The following is a 25311-nucleotide window of genomic DNA, read 5'->3' as shown; positions in this document are numbered from 1 at the left end:
CTCATACCTCCCCTTTATTGGGAATATTAACCTTCTCACATCATAATGGGTTTTCTTTGTCATTCACATGTAAAAAATCGATCTGTTTGTTAAAAAAACAGTTTTTTTGACTGCGCTTACAATCCATCTGTTTTCGAGTATTCAAATGAATTCACGAGATATATAGATATATAGTCCTATTTATATTCGTATTTTACATTATTTTGTCGAAAATCAATGAATTTCGCCAAATACAAGAAATACAACCCAATTTTATAGAGATTTACTCTCTACGATCATGGGTTTGTTTCCAATCGTAGCATACTAGGGGATCGCTTACATTCAATCCCGAACGGATCCGGCTTCTTCCTCCGTTTCGGCCGTCTCGATGACCGCTGCGAGGAATGCGAGCGTGAGCCCTTGTCCCCAGCCTTGCGCCCATTTACGGTCAATGCGGAGATACCCTTCGATATCGTTCATGACGGCCGTCCCGCCGGATACGTTCGCGACCCGCCCGTTTTCGGTGATATTAGCCAGTATGCCGTCTAATGCCTTCCGAACGTACTTCGCATGCAGTGGATTGCCTTGCATCACCATCGCGGAGGCGATGCCCGCCGTCGCCGACACTTCGCCATAAGCAACCGGGTAATCGAGCACAGTGCCCCAGAGGCCGTCTTCCTTCTGCAGCTTTTTGATTGCTGCAAGCTGGTCGCGCAATGAACTCCAAATATGCATCATTGGGGGATACAGATAGCCTTCCGGCACCAACCTTGCCGCACGGGACATCGTATAGGCCGCCCAAGCATTGGCGCGCGCCCAGTGAATCCCGGACATGTGATCCTTGTTGATATGGTTATAGCCGTGGTACCATAGCCCGTTTTCCTCATCCTGCAAAAAGTTGATATGCCAGAAGAACTGATGCAGTGCATCGTCGATCAATCGCTTCTCCTTCAGCTTGACACCGACGCGTAACAGAAAATAGGCCGCCATAAAAAGTGTGTCCGCCCAGCATTGCTCCGGAAAATCGTTGTTAGAAGATACCGTATGCTGAAGCACCCGGTCCCCGAAACGTAGCGCCTTGTTCTCCAGATAGCCCACCTTGCTGAGGATGAGATCGAGGTATTTCTGATCGTTTGTTTGATCATAGAGAGTTAGCAGTATGTGCCCCATTGCGCACGTGTTTACCGTCCAACCTGGAATTCCAGCATCGATATACTCGTCGCACCACGCCGCCATCCGTTCCAGATAGGCGCGTTCGCCCGTCACTTCAAACAGACGGCTGACGCCATAGAACGCAACGCCGCCCGGCCAATCCCACGTCAGATCCATCCCGAAAGTATAGTCCGCCACACGACCGGCAATCTGTCGCAAATCGTTCGCTGTTGTATCAAATTTCAGTTTCATGTTGCCCTCCATAAATTAGAGCCCCCGCTTACGGCAAGGGCTCTGGAAATTTAGACTCGGTTATCGTGATTACCGGAATTGACCCGCATCGATTGCTTTTTTCTTCTCATCCAGAATCTCTTGGTAGCCTGCCTGGAGGAACTTCTTCTTAGCATCTGCATACAGCTTGTCAAACTGATCCTGAGGAGACATAACAACCTTCAGGTAGAGCTCCTGGAAGAGGGCGTTCAGGTCCGCTTTATGCTCGGTTACATTCTTGAGTACAACGGAGAACAAAGCATCCGGCGTACGGTATTCTGCGGTAGCGTTCCAATTTTTCATCAGCTGTTCGGTCAATTGCTCCTGTCCGGGAACCGTCCAATTGCGCAGGTTCGCCTTGGTTGTCAATTCCGGAGTGGAGAATTCCGCGATTTCGGTCACAAGCGCCCAGTAATCCTTATTGTTGTTGTTGGAAAGCTTCGATTCGCCTTTGAAATCCGCAATTTTCTTCGGCAGGCCATCGGCATCGAGGGTATAGTTCTGACCTTCGACCCCATTCTGCAGGAAGAACAAGTTCTTCGGCTGGCTCATCCACTCGAGATACAACCAAACGGCAACTCGTTCTTGTTCGGTTGATTTGTGGTTAATTCCCATGATGAACCCAAACGGCCAGTCGGCGCGTCCCTGCGGCTTGCGGCCTTGAGGTACGCCGGCCTCTGGAGGGATGACGGCAAATTGGGCTTTTGGATTGTTCTTCAACGTAGCGGCGAATAGGTCAGTATTGCTGGCAAGATAAAGTCCATATGTTCCGGTCCTGCCCGCCACAAACTCGGCTTTGATCTTGTTGTCGTCGTCGCGTAAATAAAACTCCTTGTCAATCAAACCGTTGTTATATTGATAGTTTAAGTTCTTCAGCCAGCGCTCCGTATCAGCGGTAGTGAAATCCGCAACGGCAAGATCGGAATAAAGCGCGCGGTACTTCGGATCAACCGGCCAATCGCGGAAGGCATAGCTGTAATTGAATACGTTCCGGGTTAAGGATCCACCCGATACGCCGAGTCCCGCTGCCTTCCATTTCATGAGCATCTCGTTGTATTTCTCTAGGGACGTCAGATCCTCCACTTTCATGCCGACCTTTTCGACCCAGTCTTTCCTGATGAGGCTCACAAAGTTGTTATAGTTAGGACGCTTAGCGAAGAGGAACATATTCTTCTTGTCCACTACACCATATTGTTCAATCGTTTTGCTCGTGTTCTTCCAGTAGGTCGGTGCATACTTGGCAACCTCGTCCATTTTGAGCGGCTGCAAGACCTCTTCGGAGTAGTAGGTAAGCGCCTGAGGCATGTCATAATGGAAGATTATATCCGGTGCCTTGCCGGCTGACAGCAGCTGCTCGAAATCCCTCACTTCGTTACTGCGCGAGATCGGCACGAAATTGACTTTGACATTGTGTTTCTCGCCAAATTCCTTCTGGATCCATCGTGTGTAGTAGTTGTCGGCAACATTCCAACCCTCGAACGCACGATCATACACCGGAATATCGAGGGTGACCGTTTGTGCGAAACGATTCGAAGAATCAAGCAAGCTGGTGCTTGCGCTCGCGCTTGGATTAGCCGAGGTGGTCGCGGATGGAGATGCTTTGTTCCCGCTGCCGTTATCATTGCAGCCCGCCAAAAGACTGGTACTCATCACGGAGGCCAAAATCACAGGGACCCATTTCTTAATACTCATCGTATTTCCCCCAATATAAAATTAGTTACTACGCAAATGCAGCTATAAGGTTATTCCTTAACCGCCCCAAGCATCGTTCCCCGAACAAAATACTTCTGAATAAACGGATAGACGCAGACGATCGGCAATGTTGCGAATACAACGACCGAAGCCTTGAGCACCTCGGGATTGCTAAGCTCCACTTGGGTGCTCTCCAGCTGAAAGCTTTCGGTCGCCTGGATAACCAGATAATAGAGTTTCAACTGTAACGGCCGCAGGTCGGTATTCTGTTTAATGTAGAACAGAGCATCTTGATAAGCATTCCAGCGGCCTACCGCATAAAAGAGTGATAACGTTGCCAAAATCGGCTTGCAGAGCGGTAGGACGATATTCAGTAAAATTCGGAAGTGTCCGGCTCCGTCAATTCTTGCCGATTCCTCCAAGCTAACCGGAATACTACTCGAGATGGAGCTCCTCAAAATCAGCAGATTGAATGCGCTGAACGAAAGCGGCAGTATGAGTGACCATATGCTGTCCAACATTCCCAGGCTGTTCATTAACATGTAGTCGGGAATAATCCCGCCATGGAAGTACATGGTGAACACAAAGATAAAAGTCAGCAGCGTACGGCCTTTCAGCTGCTTGCGCGATAACGGATAGGCCGCGCAAATCGTAACGATCATCCCCAGAATCGTGAACAGCACAGTAATGAGGACGGAAACGTAAAGTGATCTTAGGATACTGTCGTCTGCAAAGATTTTCTCGTAGGCCTGGGCAGTGAAGCCTTCAGGCCAGAGATACACCTTGTTAGCGATTACAAATGCGTCATCGCTAAAGGATTTGGCGACGACATGTATGAACGGCAGAGTGCACGCAAGGGAGGCAACAATCAATACCAGGTGGATCATCACATCCCAAATGTCAAAGCGAAATCTACGTTTTACGGCATTCGTGCCAGCAGATGATTTCATGGGTTCGCATCCTCTCTAAATCAATCCGTCTTCGCCCAGTTTCTTCGCGATCCGGTCGGCGACCAAGACGAGGACGAGCCCGATGATCGATTGAAATAAACCTAATGCGGTCGCACGGCTGAAGTTGCCGCTTTCAATCCCCCAGCGGTACACCAGAACCGGTATGGTCGTGGTGAACTCAGTAGTCGCCTTATTCTGTAGGGCCATAATCCGCTCGAAGGAGCCACCCATTACACCGCCCAAGCTCAAAATCAGCAAAGTCACGATCGTCATCCGGATCGAGGGTAAGGTAACGTTCCACATTTTACGCCATCGGCCCGCACCGTCGACGATAGCCGCTTCATACATCTCTGGATTTATGCCGCTGATAGCCGCAAGGTAGATGATCGACCCCCAACCCATACTCTGCCACACACCGATGGCCAAATAACTGATCACCCAATTGGTATCCTCCTGTAGAAACGGGATCCTGATGCCTCCCAGCTTCTCGATGAGATTATTCACCATGCCGTTGCCTTCGCTTAAGAGCTGATAGGCGATGGCACCGATAATCACCCAGGATAGGAAATGGGGCAGATAGAGCAGCGTTTGATTCATGCGTTTGAACATAAGGTTTTTGACCTCATTGAGAATAAGAGCGAGCACAATCGGCATCGTAAAGCTGAACAAAAGGTCCAGGATATTCAACACCAGCGTATTCCGAATCGCTCGGCCAAAGTCGGGTTTGGCGAAAATCTCTTTAAATACTTCAAATCCTACCCATTCACTACCCCAGAAGCCCCTCGCGATTTTATAGTCTTTGAAAGCGATCGTGAGTCCGAACATGGAGGCATACTTAAAGGTCAGAACCATTGCTATAGGAAGAAGCAGCAGCACGTAGAGCTGCCAATCCCTGCGCAGATAGTGGTATATCCCCCATTTGTACTTCTTGGACAACGATAAAGCGGTTACATTTTTGGTATCAGAAGTTGCCATTGATTTCACAGTCTCACCTCCTCAGTACTTGGGGTCTCCGGTTGATTTACCTCATCGGTTCGTTCCGGATCGGTCTCATCATACCGTTCAGTTTGCTGATCGGTAAATCATGAGTATTGATTGAACCCGTCATTTTTGATTAATGTGCAGCAAAATCGCTATCCTGGGACTTTCTAATGATCAATTCTGATAGGTAGGAGCAAAAGTTAAGCTGCCTTTGTCGGCCATAAGGACCGAAAAGACAGCTCGATGACCCCTTGGTTTACGGACGGAGTGTCGTTCATTTTTATTCAGGATGTCCGTGACTTCGCCGCCTTGTAACTGCTCGGAGGCATCCCTTCGAATTTTCGGAAAAACCGGTTAAAACTTTGTACATTATAATAGCCAACTTCGAGTGCAATCTGCGTGATGTTCAACCTAGAATCGACCAACAGCTGCTTCGCCTTCTCGATTCTGAGCTGGTTGAGATAATCGATAAGACTCATGCCTGTCATCTCGTACACGATCTTGCGCATATAAGAGTAGCTGATCCCAATTTCCTTTGCCATATCCTCAAATACGATTTCTTCGCGATAGTGTTCGTTAATATAGCTGATCATGCGCTCCCCATAGTTGTTAGTCTCACCTGGTGAGCGCGCCAAGTGCTGCACAATCTCCCTATAGAAATCGCGAAAATAATCTTCCAGCTCCTCAAGCATATCAATGGATGCGAGAGTCGCGTAAATATTGCCTCTTCCGGCGAAAATCCGAGCCGTGTTCACATAGTTCTCTCTTAGGTGCTTGATGGTTACACCTGCTAATTGATGGTAAATAAATAAGATATTATCGTAGGAAATGTATTCGGCGGAACGGATTTCGCCGCTTATGATTTCCAATTCTTTGATAATGCTGTCGAGTTGACCATCGTTCAAGTAGTTTAGAATTCGTCTTTCGCTGTTGGCAGGATAAATATATCTCTTGTCGCGCCCCTCTTGCTCCTTCCAATAGTTGATTCCACCACTGCCTGCAATCATGCGGTGCTTGACTCCCTCCATCGCTTCGATCACGCGTTCCGCGACGCTGTCACTTGACTCTGTCGGACTGCTTACTCCTATCGTGACAGAGTGTTCCAAGAGTTCCTCCGCTTTTTCACGAATTTCACTGAGTGCGACGTCAATCCCGGCACCGTCCCTTTCAAATTCCAGCAGTCCAAAGTTGATCACAATAGCGAAGCAGCCGGCTCCTTGATATACGCATCGTGTATGAACCACATTCGGAAACATGCTGTCGCATTGGGAGATCAGCAGTTGACGATGGGTACTACGCATCTCTGGATTGTTCTTGCTCACATACTTCCTGTATCGATCAATTGAGATGACGGCAACAATAAAATAACGTGCCGGAAACATGGCGGCGGCAGCCGGGGTCAGTTCGCCCCGCAGCAGATTATGAACCGCAAAGCTGCTTGCATCCTTTTCACGGATATGGAGCAGCCCATGGAGCGCATCTTCTTCCTCCTGCATTCGCCGGAACGCCGCATCCAGATAAGCGAGCTCGTTCCTGCCTTTTACACCCAAATGACCGCGCTTGCGTAATGTCCGGACCAATTCCCTGGCCGGCTTAGATAACCATGTCGCGAAAACGATGGTCAGAATGGTCCCTGCAAAAATAATGCCCGCTGTAAGGAAAATGATATTTTTCTGTAAGGTATGTGCCTTGGTCATCAGTTCATTGACCGAGTAAATCTTCACGTAAATCCATCCGAACTGCTTCGACCGAGACCACGTGTAGAGCAACCGTTCTTTGTCAAGCTCGCGTAATTCATATCCCTCCGCTTTGTCCTGCGCTAAGATCTCACGAATAACGGTCTCCTCACTGCCGTTCTTAAACAGCATGCTCTTGTCATAGTGTGAGATAATGGTTCCCTTTGAATTCATGAGCATGTATCTTTGCTCACCGCTACTTGATGAGCGGATATCATTCTCCATTTGGGTTTCACGCAAATTCACGACAATCGTACCGCGCATGGTAGTTGAGAGCCGGTTGAGCGGCAGCACATAGGAGATAACGTCCACACCCGAATCAAGCTTACGCGGATACCAGACCCCACTGATTCCTTCCCGCTCGGCAAGGGCTTCCTTCATCCAATCGAAATCCTCGTACCGCTCCAACTTCGTGATGCCTTTATCTGTCGACACGACATAGTCCGAATCGCTCACGTAAAAGAAAGAGGAATAAACTCCGTCGCCGATCCGGTTAAGACTCATCAGATCTTGCTGTACGGATAATGCGTTAAAGACATTTTCGTAATTCGAATTGATTTGCTCAAAGGTTTTGTAAGGGCGGATCTTGTCAAAGAAGTGGGTCCCGGCAAGACGTATCGTGTTCTGGGCCAAGATGTCGAGCGTTTTCTCGTTCAGATTGCGGTTGGCATTCAATCCGGCGAGAGCAGAATCTGCAATGGCATGCTCCGAATTCCCTAAAATCTGTGCACCGCTGTACCATGTTAATGTCGCTGTTGGAATGGCCATAACGCAGAACAGAATTAATGCTAATTGAAGCATCATTGGAAACCGCTTCATAGCGCCCCTCCTCATTTGATCGGATTCGTCTTCCAGAGCTCTAATTTCCTTCCACGTCTTAATGCGTATGAGAATGTGGGGCTACAGACATTATCCAATTCTCCTTCACAATAGCAGAACCAATTTTGCATACTCTAACTAACGAATCACCCAAATTAATCTCCGAGCTTTCCTCTTAATTAAGTACGTAAAATAATACATATTCTACCACAAATAACTGCCAGTTAGTTTAATCGTAAAGAACTCTACCTTTCCTACAATGCTTCGGTACTTATTATTGGGTTTTGACAAGAAACCTTATCTCATAAAACAAAAAAAACGCGATTTACGCGGCAATGTTACATCTGAATATCTTCTGCAAGTCTTAGCAATAAAGAATATTTATGCCACGGCTCACGTGTTTTAAAAGTTGTATTGATCCTCACTCACTTTTTCCATCCATTCGACGGTCTTTCCGTCAAGCCGTTCTTGAATAGCTGTATGCGTCATTGCTGTGGTAGGCGAAGCGCCATGCCAGTGTTTCTCGCCGGGCGGAAACCAACCACGTCACCGGGACTAATTCCCTCGATTTGACCTCCGTTGAATTCGCCCTATTTGTTTAACTTTTTTGAAGGATAGCCATAATCCGAACTGAAATATACTGCCTTCTGTCTTTTTCTATTCCACTGAGGAAATTCCCATATATCGATATGACGTGTTTTTTATTTTTGGCAATTGTTGTAGAATGACAATATTACATAGACCTTTCGAGGAATAGCTATCCGATTGGAGCAAAATAATGATCTATCGAAATTTAGAAGAATGCTTAGTTGATTTAGAAAAGAACGGACATTTGGTTCGTATTCATGAAGAAGTTGATCCTGAACTTGAAATGGCAGCCATTCATATGAAAGTTCATGAAGCCGGTGGCCCGGCCTTATTGTTCGAGAATGTTAAAGGTTCGAAGTTTAGGGCGGTATCCAACCTTTTCGGTACAGTAGAGCGCAGCAAATATATATTTCGAGATAATTGGGAAAGCGTGAAAAACGTAATCTCTTTGCGAAGCGATCCTATGAAGGCAATGAAAAGTCCACTTAAACATATCGGTACGGGGCTTGCTGCCTGGAAAGCACTGCCGATCAAAATAACCGGTGGTCTGCCTGCTGCTTTTGAGGAAATCAGCATTGCTGACCTCCCACTCATCAAGCACTGGCCAGAGGATGGCGGTGCATTCGTCACCCTGCCTCAAGTGTATTCGGAAGATCCGGAGAAACCAGGAATTATGAATTCCAATCTGGGGATGTATCGGATTCAACTGAGCGGGAATGAGTATGAATTAAATAAAGAGATCGGCTTGCATTATCAGATTCATCGCGGCATCGGAGTCCACCAGGCAAAGGCAACTAAGCAAGGAGCCCCTTTAAAAGTAAGCTGTTTTATTGGCGGGCCGCCGGCGCACACGTTGTCAGCCGTTATGCCCTTGCCCGAAGGCATGAGTGAGATTACTTTTGCGGGCTTGCTCTCAGGGCGCCGATTCCGCTACAGCTATATTGATGGCTATTGTATTAGTCATGATGCTGATTTTGTTATCACAGGAGAAATATATCCTTTCGAAACCAAGCCGGAGGGCCCTTTCGGCGATCATTTGGGCTACTACAGCCTTACGCATCCTTTTCCTCTCATGAGAGTCCACAAAGTATATGCAAAGAAGAATGCGATCTTTCCATTTACTGTCGTCGGCAGGCCCCCTCAAGAGGATACGGCGTTCGGAGCGTTAATTCATGAACTCACAGGAGATGCAATCAAGCAAGAAATTCCAGGTGTCAAAGAAGTTCATGCCGTAGATGCTGCGGGCGTACACCCCTTGCTCTTTGCGATTGGCAGCGAACGTTACACGCCCTATCAACAAGTCAAGCAGCCGGCAGAGCTACTCACGACTGCTAATCGAATTTTAGGGACGGGACAAGTTAGCTTAGCCAAGTACTTATTCATCACAGCAGAAGAGAGCCAGCCTTTGGATTCTCATGATGTAGAGCATTTCTTAACTTACATTTTGGCTCGAATAGACCTTCATCGGGACCTTCATTTTTATACCAATACGACTATCGATACCCTAGATTACTCAGGATCAGGTTTGAATAGCGGCAGTAAGGTTGTATTCGCGGCAGTCGGAGATAAAAAAAGGGATTTATGCGTAGAGGTTCCTGGCGTTTTCAATGAAATACCGGGGATCCAACAAGCGCGTTTGGTAATGCCGGGAATCGTCGCGATTCAGCTTTCTGAATTTAAAAGTTACGGCGAGACACAGGTTGAAATGAAAGATTTATGCGAGGCTATTGGAGCAAAGGGGCCACTACCTGCTTGTCCATTGATCATCGTATGTGATGACTGCCATTTTATGAGTGAGAGCATTAACAACTTTGTTTGGGCTACATTCACACGTAGCAATCCTTCTCATGATATATATGGCGTGAACAGTTTTTATGTGAATAAGCATTGGGCTTGCGATAATGTTGTGATTGATGCGCGAATTAAACCGCACCAAGCACCGTCATTAATACCGGATCCAACGGTTGAAAAAAACATCATGCGATTATTTGCAGCAGGCGCGAGTTTAGGCGGCATTCAAAAGTAGTAAAAGAGCAAAACAGCGTCACAACTTTAGGGATTGTGGTGCTGTTTTCTTTTGGAGCCACTGTCCATACTGATCTAAAAGTTTTGTTTTCTGTTCATCTGTTATTCTTTCGACTTCTACAATGACCTTACGTTTTGATTCGTCAACGCTAACCGTATAAACTTCAATACCTTGGAGTCTAAATTCGTCAATTTGTTCGTTAGTAAAATACATTTCAAGTTCAATCTAATTTCTCCTTTATTCGTCAGATGCTGAATAGATCATCTTCATCTTCATTTTTTTTAGATGATACATAGGTTAACAAGATGGAGAGGGCAAAAGCGCATACGTAAGCAATTCCACACTTCAATCCTGCTTTCACACCAAAGAAGAGATAGAGAATCCACATCAGGATGAAAGGTCCCGTAAAGAATCGAATCATTATCACATCCATTTTAAGTTTAAGTCCAATACCCGTTATCAAGCCAACCATTAGACCCGCTGCCATATAGATATGATTGAAATAAGCATGTCTTAATCCGTCAAATTCTCTTCCCTTCAACCAAAACGTGAACCAAAGACCATTTAAATACTTGGATACAAACAAGCCAACCATCAGACTTATGAGCCCAACTGCTGCATGCCTTAGATAATACAAATAAAACAACTCCCCAAAATATGATTCTTTGCTAATTTCCATTTAACATGTTCTGAATGTCTAAATAGCTTTGTTCGCTTATTATTTCATCATAATGCCCAAATCTAAAGTCAAGGAATTTACCATTCTCATACTCATATCTTAATATATATAATCCAGAACCAATGTCCTTGCTGTTTCCTAATGCCTTCACAACCTCTTTGTTAGTCATCTTCTTCGTTATTTTTCGCAATTGTGTTGCTGTTACCTTTTTTATCTCGTTTGATAATACTAATTTTTCAATATTATTTTCATTACCGACTGTTTTTTCTTCTTTAACAACCGTACCTTCTGACTGACTATCGTTGTTGGTGCAACCGAATATAACCGTCAAACATGTCACGGATACTAAAAGTAGAGCAATCATGCGGAAATACATTGTACATTCTCTTTGCTAAATTGTGGTTACCTTTTATACGACTCATTTGTACTATTAGTTGTATACAAACAAAAAAACGTTCTTCATATCAGTGAATATTCACAAAAGTAAACATCCAGGCTCATCCGCCAAGATGATCAGTGGATCCTTGAAATCCCCAACGTAAATCCTTCTAGAATAAACCCTTTTGCAAAGAAAAATCGCCTTTCCCCTATTTACGCTAACTTACTTATTCGATGATGAGTACTACCTTTAACAACAACAGACTGCCGATTAGGTCGGCAGTCTGTTGTTGTTAAGTGACCCCTGATCTTACTTTTACCAGGACTAAAAGTAAAAGTCTTTACAAATGAACACATATTTGCTCATTATCAACCGAGACATCGAATTTCTCCACACTTACTTCATAAGATTTGGTGCGCATGGCTGCATCTACAATCATGCAACCTGTCTTGATATCGAATTCCCATTGATGCCAAGGACAGCGTACGATTTCCCCTTCCCTTTCGTACTGGAAATCTCCTACCTTCGATGAGACAATGGCCGCCGTTGTTAGACCTTTGCAAAGTTCTGCTCCCTGATGCGGACAAATATTGCGCAGCGCATAGAACGCTCCATTTATGTTATAGATACCAATACTGCGTCCTTCAACCGATACAATGAGATGTGTACCCGGCAGAATTTCGGACACCGTTGCGACGATATGTTTCTTCTGCATTATCTTTCACTCTCCGTCTTGCGCGGTGGCAAACCGTATAGTTTCGCAGCATTTTGATAGAATACAGCGTCCCATAATTGCTCATCCAATTTAATGTGTCACAAATCCAGCCCCTGTTGGAGGACTATTAATACCTTCCCCCTCCATCCCGACATGAATCGTGAATGGCAAGTTATGACGCTCACATGCCTCATAAATAGGATCATAATACCGGTTGCCATAAGGGAGTGATGCACCATTGGATACAATGACCTGAACCATATCGTTTCGTCCACCGACTCGATCAATTTCTTTCGCGGATAATCTTGGCTCTTGCTTCGGAATAAATACAGATCCCCGCAGCCTGCTGTCTTGTGACAGCCAGTGCTCGATCGTATAGTCATTGACGGCACAGCATAATGCTGCAGCGTAATCGTAATTTATTGTACTATGCATCGCATAACTTTCCCCAGTCAGAATGCCATATTCGACATGACTAGGATCCAAATGATGTTTCTGCATAAAAGCCAGATCACTTCCAGCAGGTCCACCGTTGTCAGGGTATGCATCGACCATTCTTCCCCCAAGTCCTCCATTAAAGTGCATGCCGCTCGGCAATGCGGGGCCATAAAGTCCTACGAGATCTTGGTAGGCACGAGGTAAATAAGGTTTTAATATTTGAATTCCTGTACTGTGATGAATGTCGCAATCAATAATAGATCGTTTCTGTTTGCGTCGTTTCCTTACATTTGTGTTCGTATCCGGTTGATTGGTTGGCATGTTGTTCCCCTCCAAAATGTCATTTTGGTTAACCAGTTGATCCGATTCGCAATCAGATCAACCAGCTACCAAACTTCTATCTTACCTAATCTCCAACTAACGACTACTAGTTACTGCCTGAAACTGGATTCACGATGAAATTATCAAATTTCACTTTCTGGAGGTGAGCATATAGTCCGATTTTCCCATTAGCAAAGGAAGAGTCCGATGCCGTTAGAAGCAATGTGCCATCCAGATAGCCAGTCAACGAGCTGCCATTCACCTCAATTGACAAGTGGTGATACATCCCTGAAGCAGGTGGAGAAGCGAGCCATTTATTCTGCAGCACGGTTTGAACCCCATTCTGTATCCTTACCAGCTGTAAAAGACTATACGTCGAATTATAGGACAAATAATAGTAATTCTGACTATCCACGTATCGGGCAATGAGCCCCACTTCCGATTTCCAAGTGTCCACTTTTACATCAGCGCTAACGTTATAGTCGGTCTATACGCTCTGCCCTGCAACCAGCTTCAGCCCTCCCTTCGTGTCGTCGCCATTGGCATAGACATGATTGGAGCTATCCTCTGAAATGATCTGCCATGTCCCCCAGCCATTAACATCCTTCCAGCCGTGAAGGTTACCATGCTCATAATTATCTTGCAGCAGTGAGCTATAGGTTACTGTTGTAACGGATCCACCAGCAGACGACTGTTTGCTTGCTGTATCCACCGCTTTTACAGCATAGGTGTAGGACGTATTCGGCAATAGCGTATTATCCGCGTAATTAAGTGTCTTTGCATTCACGCTGGCAATTTGTGTACTGTCTCGGTAGACCGCATAACTTACGACACCTGTATCATCCGTAGACGCTCCCCAAGACACATAAATCTGTGAGCCGCTTAACGGAATTGCTGTTACATCTGTTGGCGCTGTAGGCACTTCTGTGTCTTCTTTGACAATCATCAACCGCCTTAACTGCGTACGTGCAGTACCTCGCGATAAGCCATTATCTGTAAACGTCTGTGATTGGGCACTCGTCGAGGAAATAAGCGTCCCATCCCGATAGATCAGATACTGAGTTACACCAACTTGATCTGTTGCTGGGCTCCAAGATACAACTACTTGTGTGCTGTTTAGAGCCTGGGCTGTCACATTAAATCATACCGGCTTTTCCAACTTCCCCTTATTTCTGCCAAGCTTTCAAAAAGCTTGTAGGCACGACAGCAATGAAATATAGAAAAAAACTACAACAGGAAGTTTAATGAACAAACGAGGTCAGTCGAACTAACATCGACTGACCTCGTTTGTTGCAAATTTATGCGGATATACAACTTCAAATTCAGCACCGCACGGCCCACCATCCAGATTGATTTCCAAATCCACGGTTGAACCCACCGAAAAATAGACTTTATTTCTAAGAAACTCTGGAAAAGTTAGATCGATATTGTGAAAAGTTAAATAAAATAGGGATCGAGGCCAAAAGGTTTACAGCAAAAATAATTAGTGGAGTCTCTGTCAGCCTCCCACAACAGAAGAAAAAAAAAAAAAAAAAAAAAAAAAAAAAAAAAAAAAAAACGATTCGTGTTCGCGCATCTATTTCGCGATAGGAACCGTTTTTGTTTTTCTCGCTATTAGTGTTGTATTAAAGAATTTTACCACACACAAGTTGCTGATAAGATGATTACCAAAAGAACAAATAGAACCAAAACAGCTGCTGCGCTAGTACCTACTCCGCTCATATTTACTCATTCCCCTCAGTGAATTTTCATTACGATATAAACATATGCTCCCTACATAGTGATTGCTTGGACATAAGTCAGGCTGCTTGATGGAAAGAATAAAAAAACCGTTCCTCCAAAATAGAGAATGCGGTTTTCTGTTATTCTATATTATAGTCCTCAATAATGTCTTTTAAAATAGGTGATCTGTTACCCTTACTCAATTGCTCCCACTTCAAAAGGCCGCCGCATTCTTCTCACTTGATAAGGAATACTCTCCTTAAGAATCTCAAGAAATTAACGTCCTTAAAAGAATCCATTTGCTTGCTCAGATGGTGAAGCTCCCATTGTTTTCCTGCAAGGTTCTTATTTATTTCAGCTATCACCTTATCAAATTGGTCGAGTTCGTTATTCAGGTTGATTCTGGCGGTATGTTCTTCCCTCTTTAAGAAATCATACTCCAGGCTATAGGTTTGCCTTATGTTAGATATCATGTCCTGCAACTTGTTTTGATAAGTTTGTTCCAAGTTATTCAATATTGATTTCTTGTCTTTAAATTTTGATTTTATGGCTGTGATTTCACTACGAGGAACGGATTGGGGGATTTTAGTCCTATACTTGCGTTCTATCTTTTTTTTCCACTCTACCAGCGCTTTCGCTTGGGTTGGACTCATTCCTACATGAACCGAACCCCCGTTTTTTAATATCATATACACCTTTTCAATTTTTTTGCGGCCATAGGACTGGAAGATATTAATGTCCAAAAAATCAGCTGGCGTACGAATTCCGCTCGTTCTTAAACGCCGTTTGATTTCATCGTCTATATCCGGTATTTTTTCTTGGCTAATCCTATGCTTCATTAATTGATCTTCCAGCCAAGTTTTTTGGAAAGAGGCCAATGCGCCGGAAAGCTCGGTTTTTTCCTCCTGATCTATGATTTGTTTTTCACCCAAGATTTCACTTATATGACTCCGGAGTTCCTTCTGCAATTTTTCCGTTTCATTCTTTTCTCGTTCCGATACTTCCCCTTGCCTTCGTAATATATCGTTTACCTTGTCTTCCTCCATTTGTTGGAACCTATGCTTTATATCGTTGACTTCGTTCAATCCGCTTGTCAGATCGGAAACAACATATTTAAGCTCCTTAATTTTTTTAGGCGTGGTTCTCTTTACTTTAACAGTGGGAAGTTTCACATAACACCAACTTAAAAAGGCCATCTCCACACCTAATCCCAAAGTCGTGCAGGATACTACAGCTGTAACTGGAGCGTTTCCATACATAACAGCTGCAGCCGATACTGCGGTAGTTAATACCAATAATGAAATGGTTCTTTCCAACACGAATCTATCTTTTGACAAAGGCTTGCAAGGTATTTCTTCCGTTGTGAGATAATCCAGTACCCACGACGAACCAACAGGATACGATGTTTCTGCTTGTGATTGGACAACGGTTGACCGCATCTTCCTAGCGAGCCAATCAGAGAAGGCTGCTAGATGAGGAATTAATTTTGTTGCATAGGTGGCTGAGTTAGAGGCGGCTAAAGGATGCACAGCATCAACCAGTGATTCGGGATCAGGGGGCCGAGGTACGTTCGGCATTTCTATTGTCGTAACATCACGAAAGGAGTTTACCAAAAAACGTAACGTTTCATCATCAATAAGTTCCAGAAATTCAAAAGCGCGAGATGCGCCAGGCGAAACAAAGTCTTTTTGTCGAAAGAGGAGACATTCTTCACCCTCTCCCGCTCCAAGCGAATTCCATAATGAAGCATCCACAGAAACGGTTGCTATTGAAATCAAAATGACCCACGCTGAAAAGTTATCGATATACGGCCCAAAATGTTCTTCGTTTCTTCCGGGGTGTTGATAATTTCTGTGACCGAGCTCGTTGCTTTTCATGCCGTTTAAGCCTGGTACATACATACCATCATAATCGATCAGAATAATTTCATCATTGTGAATCAAAATGTTGCCATGCTGCAGGTCTCCATGCGCAATATTTGCCATGTGCAGCTCAGTGATCATTTTCACCCATTTATTTGCTAGTCCTTTCAATATTTCAACGTTATGCAAATTTCTTTGGATATACTGAAGCAGCGATTCCCCCTCAACCCACTGCATTTTAACGACTGGAAGCCAATTGCCATTAATTTTTATGCCTTCAGAGAGGTACTCAAAAGGGACGATATAAGGGAGATTAACGGAGCTTAAATGCAAGCTGATGGCATCGTAACGGACCTTTTGATCCTTCACGTTATTGGTAAAGCACCTGACCGCCCATTCCGTCTTTCCGCACTTTATTTTGTAAACACTAGCGAAGCTTCCAGAAATAGGACGCGGCAGTCCAAGTTTATCCAATTCAGGGAGTCCGGATTGAAGCTCCGGGTCCTTGAAACAAATTTGTGGATTTTGTATCGCTTCCCTATAATCCTGTGGAGTGGGCCATAACATCACCTCACATCCCCTTACAATAGATTTATCCGAATTAATGTAACATCATCATTTCTTAGATAAAAGCCGCTGTCGCGGTAAATTAACTTCCTTTCGGACTGAACTAAATTTATGAATTCAAGTTCACTGGCTAACTCATGTATTTTCTTTATTAGGCTTGGGTCTTCTTCGTAACGAGTTAATATCCAGCATGCCAGGGCATCGGTCATTAACAAAAAGGTGTCTCCCGTTTGGGCAGTACCGGTCCATTTTTTAACGAACATTTTAAGGTGAATGTTATTGGCTGTGTTACTCGATATAAGAACCGGCCTATTATGAAAATCATCGACGGAGCTCAAAGGAAAAAAGGCGATAATTTTATCACCCCGAACTTGAAATATACAGCTGTCACCGATCGCTACTGCATCAAACCCCGCGGATGAGGCATCCGTCAAACGAAAAGTGATTCCCGCTAAAGTAGAGAACGCCCCGCTTTTTAGCTTCTCCTCAGCGTACCAAGGAAGGTTTTTGGCATTTAGTTTTTTCTTCCATGCCTTTGACAATTTGGAAACGGATTTATCGATATGTTTACTATCAAATTTGCCATTGCAATAACCGCTTGCGAGCAAATCAGCCCATATGTCGGCAAACGAAGATTCACTAGCCCCATCGGCTATGGCAAATCTATAATACGCAGAATCCTTACTAACAAAAATGCTGCTGCCAACGGCATCTTCATATTCATCTTTGCGGTTTCCCGCCTTTGGCAATGAAAAACATGTGTTTTCTATTTGCACCATAGCCCCCCCTACCTAAGATTGGCGGGACGCGTTCCAATGTCAAGCGCTTGGATCACAAGGGTTAAATCGGCATTTAATACAAATCCCCTTGCTCCATCCGAAAGATTCAATTCATGTTCTTGATTGGCCACCTTGATCATAAATGGTGTCAGCATGCTTGAGCCTTCGTAGAGCATCCTGGAATATTGGTCAGGCAGTCCATCCGAGGTTTCCGGAAAACGCAGCTCAACCGCATTCGGACTGCCCGAGATATGCAAGTTGAACAGCAATACATTTCCATCGTCCGTAGCTAGTAGCCTTATTTGTTCCATTGCAGCAGTCGGATCACCGTCAGTGGATTCTCCATCGGTAATATGAATGACCACCGGCGGAAAACAATGAGAGTATTCACTGATCCATTGGCTCAAGATGAGATGGGCTGTATTCAACGCCTGGCACATTGGAGTACCGCCGTTCGCGACAGGATCAAACCAAACAGGAAACTTAACAAGCTGATCCACAAGCCCGCCTGCCCCATCCGGAACTTTTTTCAGACGTTTTTCCAATCTTGACGGATTATCTGCTATTTCACTAATCGGCACTAATTCCTTTCCGGCTAATACACCGCCGAATGCCGGGCCAACGCTGGCGCCATAGCCTATCACACCAACATGATAGTAGTCGCGTATACCTTCCGACTTTGCACACTTTATACTAAGATTTTGTAATAAACGATTTATTGCATCGGAAACACTTCCAGCTTTTGAGCTAGCCCCGAACGGGTCGGACATCGATCCGGACTGGTCAATAATAAACAGAAAACAAGACGGATCTGAACGGCTGATTTCTGCTGAATACATGATTTTTCCTCCTCAAAAAATGTACATATTCCCATCATATTCCGGCAGGAAGTGAAATTTGTACTTTTGAGGAAAAAAAATATTGGATGGTTATTTTGGATTTTATTTGCTAAGTAACGGTTGGTATGGAAGAAGCTTGGAATTCAAAAACGTCCATTTTCATGATGGACGTTTTTGAAGCATGTCACTAAGATTACTTCTTCAACAATTGTCCTATTTCTTTTCCATTAATTTCAATAAATTATAAATCATCTGTGCGGCCTCAGCTCTATTACCAACTCCCTGTGGTACAAATAAATTTCCTTGGCGACCTTGAATCAGATTCAATATCTTTGCGCCCTTTACATAAGGCATTGCCCAAGAGGAAATCATATTTTCATCATCAAATTTGCTACTGGCTAGAGTAACAGCTTCATTATGATAAATCTGATACGCTCGCATTAACATGGTGATCATTTCTTCTCGTGAAATAGAAGCGGAGGAATCAAAAAACGATTCAGTCTTTCCTTCAACAATACCTGCCTTAACAGCGATCGCAACTTCGTTGAAAAACCAATCCGATTCTGTTACATCAGAGAAAGCGATGTCGCCTTTACTTGTTAATTTTAGGGCTCTCACTAATAATGCCGTGAAGTCAGCACGTGATACTTCTCTATTCGGCTCAAAAGTAGTTGAACTTGTTCCATTCACAATTTGCTTAGCTGCTAACTGTTTGATCACATCACTTGCCCAGTACTCACGAGGAACATCGTCAAATTGTTTCTTAAACTCAATAGCTGCATACTTACTAAAATGATGAATTTCAGCAACAATCTCCCCGCTTCGATAATTGCCATCTATGAATTCGAGTGAGCCGCTATCCCCAATATAATAAATAGAGACTAGTTTCTCGTTCAATGATGGATCCATCTTAAACCTCAATGTAATTGGCTTAGTGAAACGTGTTATTAACGTTGACTCGTTGTTTTCTGTAATTAATTCCAATTTAAATTCATATACCTCACTGGCTAAGTTAAGGTTAGCTCCAGCTAAAACCCCAGCTTCAGTTATCAGGTTTTTGGCTGCAGAGTTTGATAAGGGATTCATTGTTAAGGAAACCGTACTGCTCCTCATCTGTTCCTCTGACATATTATTTTTTAACTCAAGAAGCAGCCCTGCTGGAAACTCCATACTGAGATTTTCTTTCATAACTACTAAACTGGTTTGTCCATCAATTTCAAAAAGGTTAAGCGGTACTTTTACTACCTTAACTGCTTCCGTTACTTCTACGGTTACTTTTCCATCACCATCGTTAGTAATCATATCGGGTGTTAGTGTAATTGAAGTACTTGGTTCGTTATTTAAAGGAATTGAAGGGATAGAAGGATTATCTCCAGACCCGGAATTCCCGCCACCAGCACCACCGATTACAACACTTACTTTAGCGTTGCTAGTAACTTCGGAAGAATCAAGCTGAGAGTTCACAAGGGTCAATCCCGTAAGGAAAATATCCGCTGTACCTGATGCTATACTTTTAAATGTAAGGGTATAAAGCGTTGCGTCCCCGTTCACCCCCGAGGATGCCCCTACGATCGTTCTCGCCAATTGAATCTTATTCCCATCCAGAATAGGATTGACTGAAAATCCGCCAGGTAATCCGCTTACTGCATTCTTAAACTGTAGCTTATTGGAGTCAAAGGTCAAATTAACTTCGTATGCATATAAATCTTTCAGCTGTGACCCGCTTAGGTTAATCATAATATCGTTACCAACAATAGAAGTATCGTTAGTCGTAGTCAAATGAAATTGTGGTGGTGTTTCCGCTTGTGCAGCCTTCACAGGAATAATCCATAATAAACAAAGCATCATAATGGCTAGTTTTAAGCTAATCGAACTCAATTTTGGTAACATAAGTTCTTCTTCCCTTCGTACAAAATAGCCGGAAGGAAGGCAAATCTGCCTTCCCCCTTGACTTGTATACTAATCTGTTAATAGTTCAAAATAAGTCTGGCAATATAAGCAAGATCAGTAATATCTATTCTGCCATTATTATTATGATCATAGCGTTTAAACACATTCCAGTTAGCAGTAATGGAAGTTTTGTTGTAATACTTCGACATGACTCCCAGATCCCCGACAGTAGCATGCGTATTAATTGATCCTACAAAAGATTGCAATGAACTGTTCAGCATCGAAACTGCTTGATCTACTTGATTCTGTGTAGCATTGGCATTATTTGAAGTCGCTTGTGCTCCGCTGATTGAAGCCTGTAGAGAAGTCTTAGATCCAGTAGGATATTGACCCCACAGGTTACCTTCTGAAGATTCATTTAACAATGCATTCGCAGTAGTAATTACAGTATTCAGACCAGCTTTATCAACAGTAGAGACAGAGCTTATGCTTACGTTGTAAGTGGGTCCATTTCCTACTTGTAATACCACTCCATTATCATCGGAAACTGTCACATTAGTTAAATATACGGAACTAGTAACGGTACCTGACAGAACTCCTGCACTGAATTGCAATTGAAGAAGGTCCCCACTTGAACTGATAGCATTCTCTTCCCCTTGCGTGTAAGCAAGTATGCGCACTTGTCCTGGAGCTACTTCGTGACTGTCGATGACTTCGAGCCCGGCTTTTAGAGATTGTACGCCAAGCAATTGAAGCTGCGATGCATTAAAGTTTACTGTAAGATCCTGAGCGTAAACGTTCTGGGTAACATTTACCAAACCATAGTTCACATTAAAAGACTGACCTGGTATGACACTGCTTACACCAGTTAATTCTGCCGAAAATGCCGTAGATGACGACGCCGGCTGAATACTCAGCGAATTGTGAATGGATGCCGTTGCCCCAATAGAGTCTGTTACACTAATCTGCACGGAATATGGACTTGATGTATCCGCGTCTACTGCTGGAGTACCTGTAAGCACCATCGTCGAAACGTCAAAGCTCAAACCTTGCGGAAGCCCTGTTACACTCCATGTGTAGGGAGCAGTGCCACCTACTACACCAAGATCAAGCTGTTGATTATAAGAAGTTCCTACCTTGCCGGCTGGCAGCACCGTATTCTCAGTCGGTTTATTGATCGTTAACGCATTTTGCGTAGTCTTTAGACTGTCAATACGAAGGTCAGGCTCATTAAATACAACATAAATCGTATGTTGTCCTACAGGTGCATTACTAACTACTGTTTCAACGTCCACGTAGCCAAGTTCATTTACCGTTTGATCGGCTGCTGTGGGCATTGTATAGGTCACTTTACCCGTAACAGGTACTTGAATAGTTGCAAAAGGTGCATTACTAGGAGAGTCAGCACGCAAAGTAATCGTACCTCCGCTTCCTTTAGTGCCCACTCGTGCTGTAATTTTTTGAGCGCCTGTAAAATCAACGTTCGGTAGAGCTGTCCATGAACCGTTTTCTTTGGACATAACTGTATAGTATTCACCTGCGACTTTATCTGCTCTCAGGCTTTCTATTGTACGCTCTTTAGAAGCTTCATTGTAGACAACTGCATGAGAAGCGAAGGAATGATCGAATACGTTGAAACCATCAGTTCCATTCAAAGAAGCAACATTTTCTCCTGCGATATTGATAGTGTGCTGAGCACGAATATCATCAGATGAATGACCTACCATTAGGGTATAATCGCCATTCTCAACGATATAATCCCCCTTGTTGACGTCCCAAATTGCAAAATCTTTTGGATCAACAGAAAGGGTAACAACTTTATGTTCTCCCGCAGTAAGAGGTACTTTTTCATAAGAAACCAATTTCTCACCAGGCGTGTACTGCCCATAGGCGGATCCATTTTTCTTAAGGTAAAGTTGTACGATTTCGGAAGTAGCAATACTACCCTCGTTCGTGATTTCTACCGACACATTAAATTTCCCATTGCTATTTGCAGAGTCAGGTGCAACAAAGTCTTTGTATGTAAACTCAGCGTAGCCAAGTCCATACCCGAATGGATAAGTAACCGGAGCATCTGTATACATATAGGTCAGCTTTGCTTCAGATGGATCGGCATTGTTCATGTCTGACACATAACGTGGATCTAATTGACTCAAAGATGTAATTGTTGTGTTACCTTCAGGAATAGAATACTTATCAATTGACGGCAGAGCAGTCATATCCGCATACCATGTTGCCGTAAGTCTACCAGTAGGCGAGTAATCGCCATACAGAACATCCGTCAATCCCTGAGCATCGAATTCTCCAGAATAAGGCTGTGTGACAATAGCGGAAATATTAGGATCATTCTGTAGCTCTTCAAGAATGACAGGTGAGCTTGTTTGCACGACAACAATGGTCTTTTTATTTTTGGCTGAGAAGGCTGACGCAACGTTATGGGCCAATTTATAATCGTTATCCCCTAGATAGAGGTTAGCACGGTCACTTCCCTCCGCAGCACTATTACTAGGATGCGCGCCAACGAAAACCAGAGCATAATCCTGCGTATTTGCCATAGCAGCGATATCCGCGCCAGCTTGTTTAACGATTGTTTTTTCAAATTTAACTGCATTGGATCGGCTGTTGAAGTTTGTAATATTTCCAATTGTAGAAGAATCGGTAGCAATATTGCCATCTTGAGTCGTCGTTAAAAACCGTCCGTTGAAGATACCTGTTTGGAATGCTAAACCATTAGCTACCAAGGAAACCGTACTATCACTGTTCTTTTCAATACGCAATTTTGGCGGTATGGTGCTATTAGTTGCCAAAGTTGTTAGAGAAGTCCAGTCAGGATTAGTCAAGGTCAATACAGCTGAAGAGGTATTGCCTACGCCAGCGCTATTTGTGGTTGGTGCTGTAACCCACAGGCCATTTGCTTTGGACTTCAAGCTATCAGCATTCTGACCCCAGTCCATATCCTCGAATAACTGTGCATCGGTAAATTGGTCATCTGTTGGCGAATAATTTGCTACCAGTTGACTGCCCGCTCCAGAACCTGCTGTCAAGTATTTCCCGTTTTGAACGGATTTCAGTGCAACAACCTCACTGCCATTTGCATATTGCACATTGCTTGCCCCGATCGTATTCAAAATAGAATACAATGAAGTTTTACCAGAATTAGTAATGTTCGGCGTAGCCGCAGAGTATTGAGCCTTCATCCTCATATCTGCGTATATGCCTGTAATTGCTGCTTTCTTATTTTTCACAAGCGGCAAAGCCTGATCGGTATTTTTCAACAAGACCACTGATTCCCTAGCTGCCTGCAGGGCAACTTGCTGATGCGCAGGTGTATTAAAGCTCGTAAGGCTCGTAGAAACATCCTTTGCTTGGTTCGCAAACGGATAATTCAAGGGAACTCCGTTTGCATCTACTTCGTTAAAGAAACCTATGCGGACAAGTTGGTTTACCAATGGCCTACCAGCTTCTTGAACATCTTTAAGTGTAATACCGTAAAGTCCTTCATTTACCGCATTAGCCAGTGTCACGACATCTGTTTTATCAGTTCCTGAGGCTCTCACTGACTCCGAATGAGCCAGAACCATTAGTGCAAGTGCATGCTTTCGATCTAGCGTATATTGCGTATCGTATCCATTGCTAAAGCTAGTGTTGAACAAATGATTTTCACCGTTGAAATCTGGTGAAGAATACATGCCATACCGGGCAATATTGTTCCCTTGAATCAAGTAAGGGGAAATAATATTGGGTATGCCGTTAGTACGCCCAAAGGAGGTCATAACACCAGAAACGGAGCCGGAAGCTAGGCCTTTAAATGCGGAAGGAGTCTGATATTCGTAGATGGCTCTTGCGCCTGCAGCTGTGCTGGAAGTCTGACGAAACCACTCTGCATTATATAATGAGTAATGTTTCGTACCGACAACCGCACGCTGCCAGAAACCGTCATTGCTATTACTTTGATTCGTACCAGCTAGTCCAGCCGCCATATTATCGACCATAGTAGCTGCCAAATAAGGATCTTCTCCATACCCTTCAGGAAACCGGCCGTTCAATGGATTGATCCGAAGATCCGAAAGCGCGGTGAATGCTATGGGCTTTGAAGCGTTCGCGCCGTTATGAATGTTAGCAGCACCTTGTTTGACGTTGATTTGACTAATCTTTTCGCTTCCCATGACTTGACCGACCTCAGTTAATAAATCCTTGTTCCATGATTGTCCCAAGGCTACTAGAGCCGGAAAGTCTGTCGATACCCCATACACGTTGTCTGCTGCCGCTAGCCCTCCGGGAATTACCTTCCCCTTATTCGGATTATCAGCCATAACCATCGTATAGTTATCACGAATTCCAGTTGCGTAAAGTGCAGCGCCCTCAAGTCCTATGTATTCGAAATAAGCATCTACGAAAGCATTAAGGTGGTCCGGATTACCGTCGAATAGCGGCATACCGTCGAAAACTCCACCTACTTGTTTATTGAAAGTAATACTACTTGCAGAAACTAAAGTTGGAATAACTACTACTGAAGAAAACGCTGACATGGATAAAGTAAGTGCAATACCAAGGGTCGCAGTCCGCTTGCAGAGCATCTTCGACTTAAAAAGTTTTTTCATCTTCTACTTTCTCTCCTTGTTTCATATTAGTATCCCAAGTAATGCGCTCCCACAGGAATTCATAATCTGTGAACCTAAGTAATGAAGGCGAAACGGTGTTCTTTCTCAAATCTCCTTTCTGTATAATGTAAAGTGTCTACACTATCCAATTACTTTTTTTCTAACAATTCAATCGTAAACGCTTTCATATATATCCACAATCTACGCATTCTTCTGTTGACGTCCAATTTTTTCGGGTGAATTTTTCCAAATCGATCTACTTAATAAGGGAGAAAACCTCTATCGAGACCATTCAAAGATGAGCGACCGCGTTTAGATAAAGGTTT

17 protein-coding genes and 1 pseudogene are annotated in these 25311 nt (G+C 43.9%); 1 reads left to right on the top strand and 17 read right to left on the bottom strand.

Features of this window, described 5'->3' with window-relative positions; genetic code table 11:
- Positions 1 to 321: 321 nt before the first annotated feature.
- The 6 genes and pseudogenes from ACSQ8P_RS11370 to ACSQ8P_RS11345 all read right to left on the bottom strand — a co-directional run.
- Positions 322 to 1383, bottom strand: coding sequence for a glycoside hydrolase family 88/105 protein (locus ACSQ8P_RS11370; protein WP_436235267.1), 1062 nt, complete (start codon positions 1381 to 1383; stop codon positions 322 to 324).
- A gap of 69 nt (positions 1384 to 1452) precedes the next feature.
- Positions 1453 to 3093, bottom strand: a complete 1641-nt coding sequence (locus tag ACSQ8P_RS11365) for an extracellular solute-binding protein (protein WP_436235266.1) — start codon at positions 3091 to 3093, stop codon at positions 1453 to 1455.
- Between the two features lie 50 nt (positions 3094 to 3143).
- Positions 3144 to 4043, bottom strand: a complete 900-nt coding sequence (locus tag ACSQ8P_RS11360) for a carbohydrate ABC transporter permease (protein WP_436235265.1) — start codon at positions 4041 to 4043, stop codon at positions 3144 to 3146.
- 15 nt (positions 4044 to 4058) lie between these two features.
- Entirely contained in the window at positions 4059 to 5018 is a 960-nt protein-coding gene (locus ACSQ8P_RS11355) for an ABC transporter permease (RefSeq protein ID WP_436239503.1), read from the bottom strand.
- A 290-nt stretch (positions 5019 to 5308) separates the two neighbouring features.
- Positions 5309 to 7579 (bottom strand): helix-turn-helix domain-containing protein, encoded by a 2271-nt coding sequence (locus tag ACSQ8P_RS11350; protein ID WP_436235264.1) that lies wholly within the window; start codon positions 7577 to 7579, stop codon positions 5309 to 5311.
- A 402-nt stretch (positions 7580 to 7981) separates the two neighbouring features.
- Positions 7982 to 8157 (bottom strand): annotated as a pseudogene (locus ACSQ8P_RS11345) ((R)-mandelonitrile lyase); the annotation flags it as partial.
- Positions 8158 to 8357: 200 nt separating this feature from the next.
- Here ACSQ8P_RS11345 and ACSQ8P_RS11340 point away from each other — a divergent pair.
- A complete protein-coding gene (locus ACSQ8P_RS11340) occupies positions 8358 to 10193 on the top strand; it encodes a UbiD family decarboxylase (RefSeq protein ID WP_436235263.1) in 1836 nt (611 codons plus the stop codon).
- Positions 10194 to 10437: 244 nt separating this feature from the next.
- Here ACSQ8P_RS11340 and ACSQ8P_RS11335 read toward each other — a convergent pair whose 3' ends face one another.
- The 11 genes from ACSQ8P_RS11335 to ACSQ8P_RS11285 form a co-directional block, all read right to left on the bottom strand.
- Entirely contained in the window at positions 10438 to 10830 is a 393-nt protein-coding gene (locus ACSQ8P_RS11335) for a hypothetical protein (protein WP_436235262.1), read from the bottom strand.
- 31 nt (positions 10831 to 10861) lie between these two features.
- Entirely contained in the window at positions 10862 to 11248 is a 387-nt protein-coding gene (locus ACSQ8P_RS11330; protein WP_436235261.1) for a hypothetical protein, read from the bottom strand.
- Between the two features lie 343 nt (positions 11249 to 11591).
- The gene (locus tag ACSQ8P_RS11325) at positions 11592 to 11966 is read right to left on the bottom strand and encodes a Rieske (2Fe-2S) protein (protein WP_436235260.1); all 375 of its coding nucleotides are present in this window, start codon (positions 11964 to 11966) and stop codon (positions 11592 to 11594) included.
- A gap of 90 nt (positions 11967 to 12056) precedes the next feature.
- Complete coding sequence (locus ACSQ8P_RS11320) at positions 12057 to 12725, bottom strand: amidohydrolase family protein (protein WP_436235259.1); 669 nt, start codon at positions 12723 to 12725, stop codon at positions 12057 to 12059.
- Positions 12726 to 12831: 106 nt separating this feature from the next.
- The gene (locus tag ACSQ8P_RS11315) at positions 12832 to 13182 is read right to left on the bottom strand and encodes a hypothetical protein (RefSeq protein WP_436235258.1); all 351 of its coding nucleotides are present in this window, start codon (positions 13180 to 13182) and stop codon (positions 12832 to 12834) included.
- 30 nt (positions 13183 to 13212) lie between these two features.
- Positions 13213 to 13860 carry a fibronectin type III domain-containing protein gene (locus ACSQ8P_RS11310; RefSeq protein ID WP_436235257.1) on the bottom strand — a complete coding sequence of 216 codons (648 nt, stop codon included), beginning with the start codon at positions 13858 to 13860 and terminating at the stop codon, positions 13213 to 13215.
- Positions 13861 to 14683: 823 nt separating this feature from the next.
- Positions 14684 to 16876: a protein kinase domain-containing protein gene (locus tag ACSQ8P_RS11305; RefSeq protein ID WP_436235256.1), complete on the bottom strand. Its 2193-nt coding sequence runs from the start codon at positions 16874 to 16876 to the stop codon at positions 14684 to 14686.
- Positions 16877 to 16890: 14 nt separating this feature from the next.
- Positions 16891 to 17655, bottom strand: a complete 765-nt coding sequence (locus ACSQ8P_RS11300; RefSeq protein WP_436235255.1) for a protein phosphatase 2C domain-containing protein — start codon at positions 17653 to 17655, stop codon at positions 16891 to 16893.
- An 8-nt stretch (positions 17656 to 17663) separates the two neighbouring features.
- Positions 17664 to 18494: a vWA domain-containing protein gene (locus tag ACSQ8P_RS11295; protein WP_436235254.1), complete on the bottom strand. Its 831-nt coding sequence runs from the start codon at positions 18492 to 18494 to the stop codon at positions 17664 to 17666.
- Between the two features lie 213 nt (positions 18495 to 18707).
- The gene (locus ACSQ8P_RS11290) at positions 18708 to 20384 is read right to left on the bottom strand and encodes an S-layer homology domain-containing protein (protein ID WP_436235253.1); all 1677 of its coding nucleotides are present in this window, start codon (positions 20382 to 20384) and stop codon (positions 18708 to 18710) included.
- A 77-nt stretch (positions 20385 to 20461) separates the two neighbouring features.
- Positions 20462 to 24985, bottom strand: coding sequence for a glycoside hydrolase family 3 C-terminal domain-containing protein (locus tag ACSQ8P_RS11285; RefSeq protein ID WP_436235252.1), 4524 nt, complete (start codon positions 24983 to 24985; stop codon positions 20462 to 20464).
- Between the last annotated feature and the right edge of the window lie 326 nt (positions 24986 to 25311).

The organism is Paenibacillus sp. LjRoot153 (genome assembly GCF_964253085.1).
GTDB lineage: Bacteria > Bacillota > Bacilli > Paenibacillales > NBRC-103111 > Paenibacillus_E.
This window is presented reverse-complemented; position numbering and strand designations above follow the sequence as displayed.

Excerpts from the sequence above, each read along its gene's own strand:
- ACSQ8P_RS11325 (WP_436235260.1), bottom strand. The coding sequence starts at position 11,966 with ATGCAGAAGAAACATATCGTCGCAACGGTGTCCGAAATTCTGCCGGGT.
- ACSQ8P_RS11365 (WP_436235266.1), bottom strand. The coding sequence starts at position 3,093 with ATGAGTATTAAGAAATGGGTCCCTGTGATTTTGGCCTCCGTGATGAGT.
- ACSQ8P_RS11305 (WP_436235256.1), bottom strand. The coding sequence starts at position 16,876 with ATGTTATGGCCCACTCCACAGGATTATAGGGAAGCGATACAAAATCCA.
- ACSQ8P_RS11290 (WP_436235253.1), bottom strand. The coding sequence starts at position 20,384 with ATGTTACCAAAATTGAGTTCGATTAGCTTAAAACTAGCCATTATGATG.
- ACSQ8P_RS11340 (WP_436235263.1), top strand. The coding sequence starts at position 8,358 with ATGATCTATCGAAATTTAGAAGAATGCTTAGTTGATTTAGAAAAGAAC.
- ACSQ8P_RS11300 (WP_436235255.1), bottom strand. The coding sequence starts at position 17,655 with ATGGTGCAAATAGAAAACACATGTTTTTCATTGCCAAAGGCGGGAAAC.
- ACSQ8P_RS11285 (WP_436235252.1), bottom strand. The coding sequence starts at position 24,985 with ATGAAAAAACTTTTTAAGTCGAAGATGCTCTGCAAGCGGACTGCGACC.
- ACSQ8P_RS11295 (WP_436235254.1), bottom strand. The coding sequence starts at position 18,494 with ATGTATTCAGCAGAAATCAGCCGTTCAGATCCGTCTTGTTTTCTGTTT.
- ACSQ8P_RS11330 (WP_436235261.1), bottom strand. The coding sequence starts at position 11,248 with ATGTATTTCCGCATGATTGCTCTACTTTTAGTATCCGTGACATGTTTG.
- ACSQ8P_RS11370 (WP_436235267.1), bottom strand. The coding sequence starts at position 1,383 with ATGAAACTGAAATTTGATACAACAGCGAACGATTTGCGACAGATTGCC.
- ACSQ8P_RS11355 (WP_436239503.1), bottom strand. The coding sequence starts at position 5,018 with ATGGCAACTTCTGATACCAAAAATGTAACCGCTTTATCGTTGTCCAAG.
- ACSQ8P_RS11350 (WP_436235264.1), bottom strand. The coding sequence starts at position 7,579 with ATGAAGCGGTTTCCAATGATGCTTCAATTAGCATTAATTCTGTTCTGC.
- ACSQ8P_RS11360 (WP_436235265.1), bottom strand. The coding sequence starts at position 4,043 with ATGAAATCATCTGCTGGCACGAATGCCGTAAAACGTAGATTTCGCTTT.
- ACSQ8P_RS11320 (WP_436235259.1), bottom strand. The coding sequence starts at position 12,725 with ATGCCAACCAATCAACCGGATACGAACACAAATGTAAGGAAACGACGC.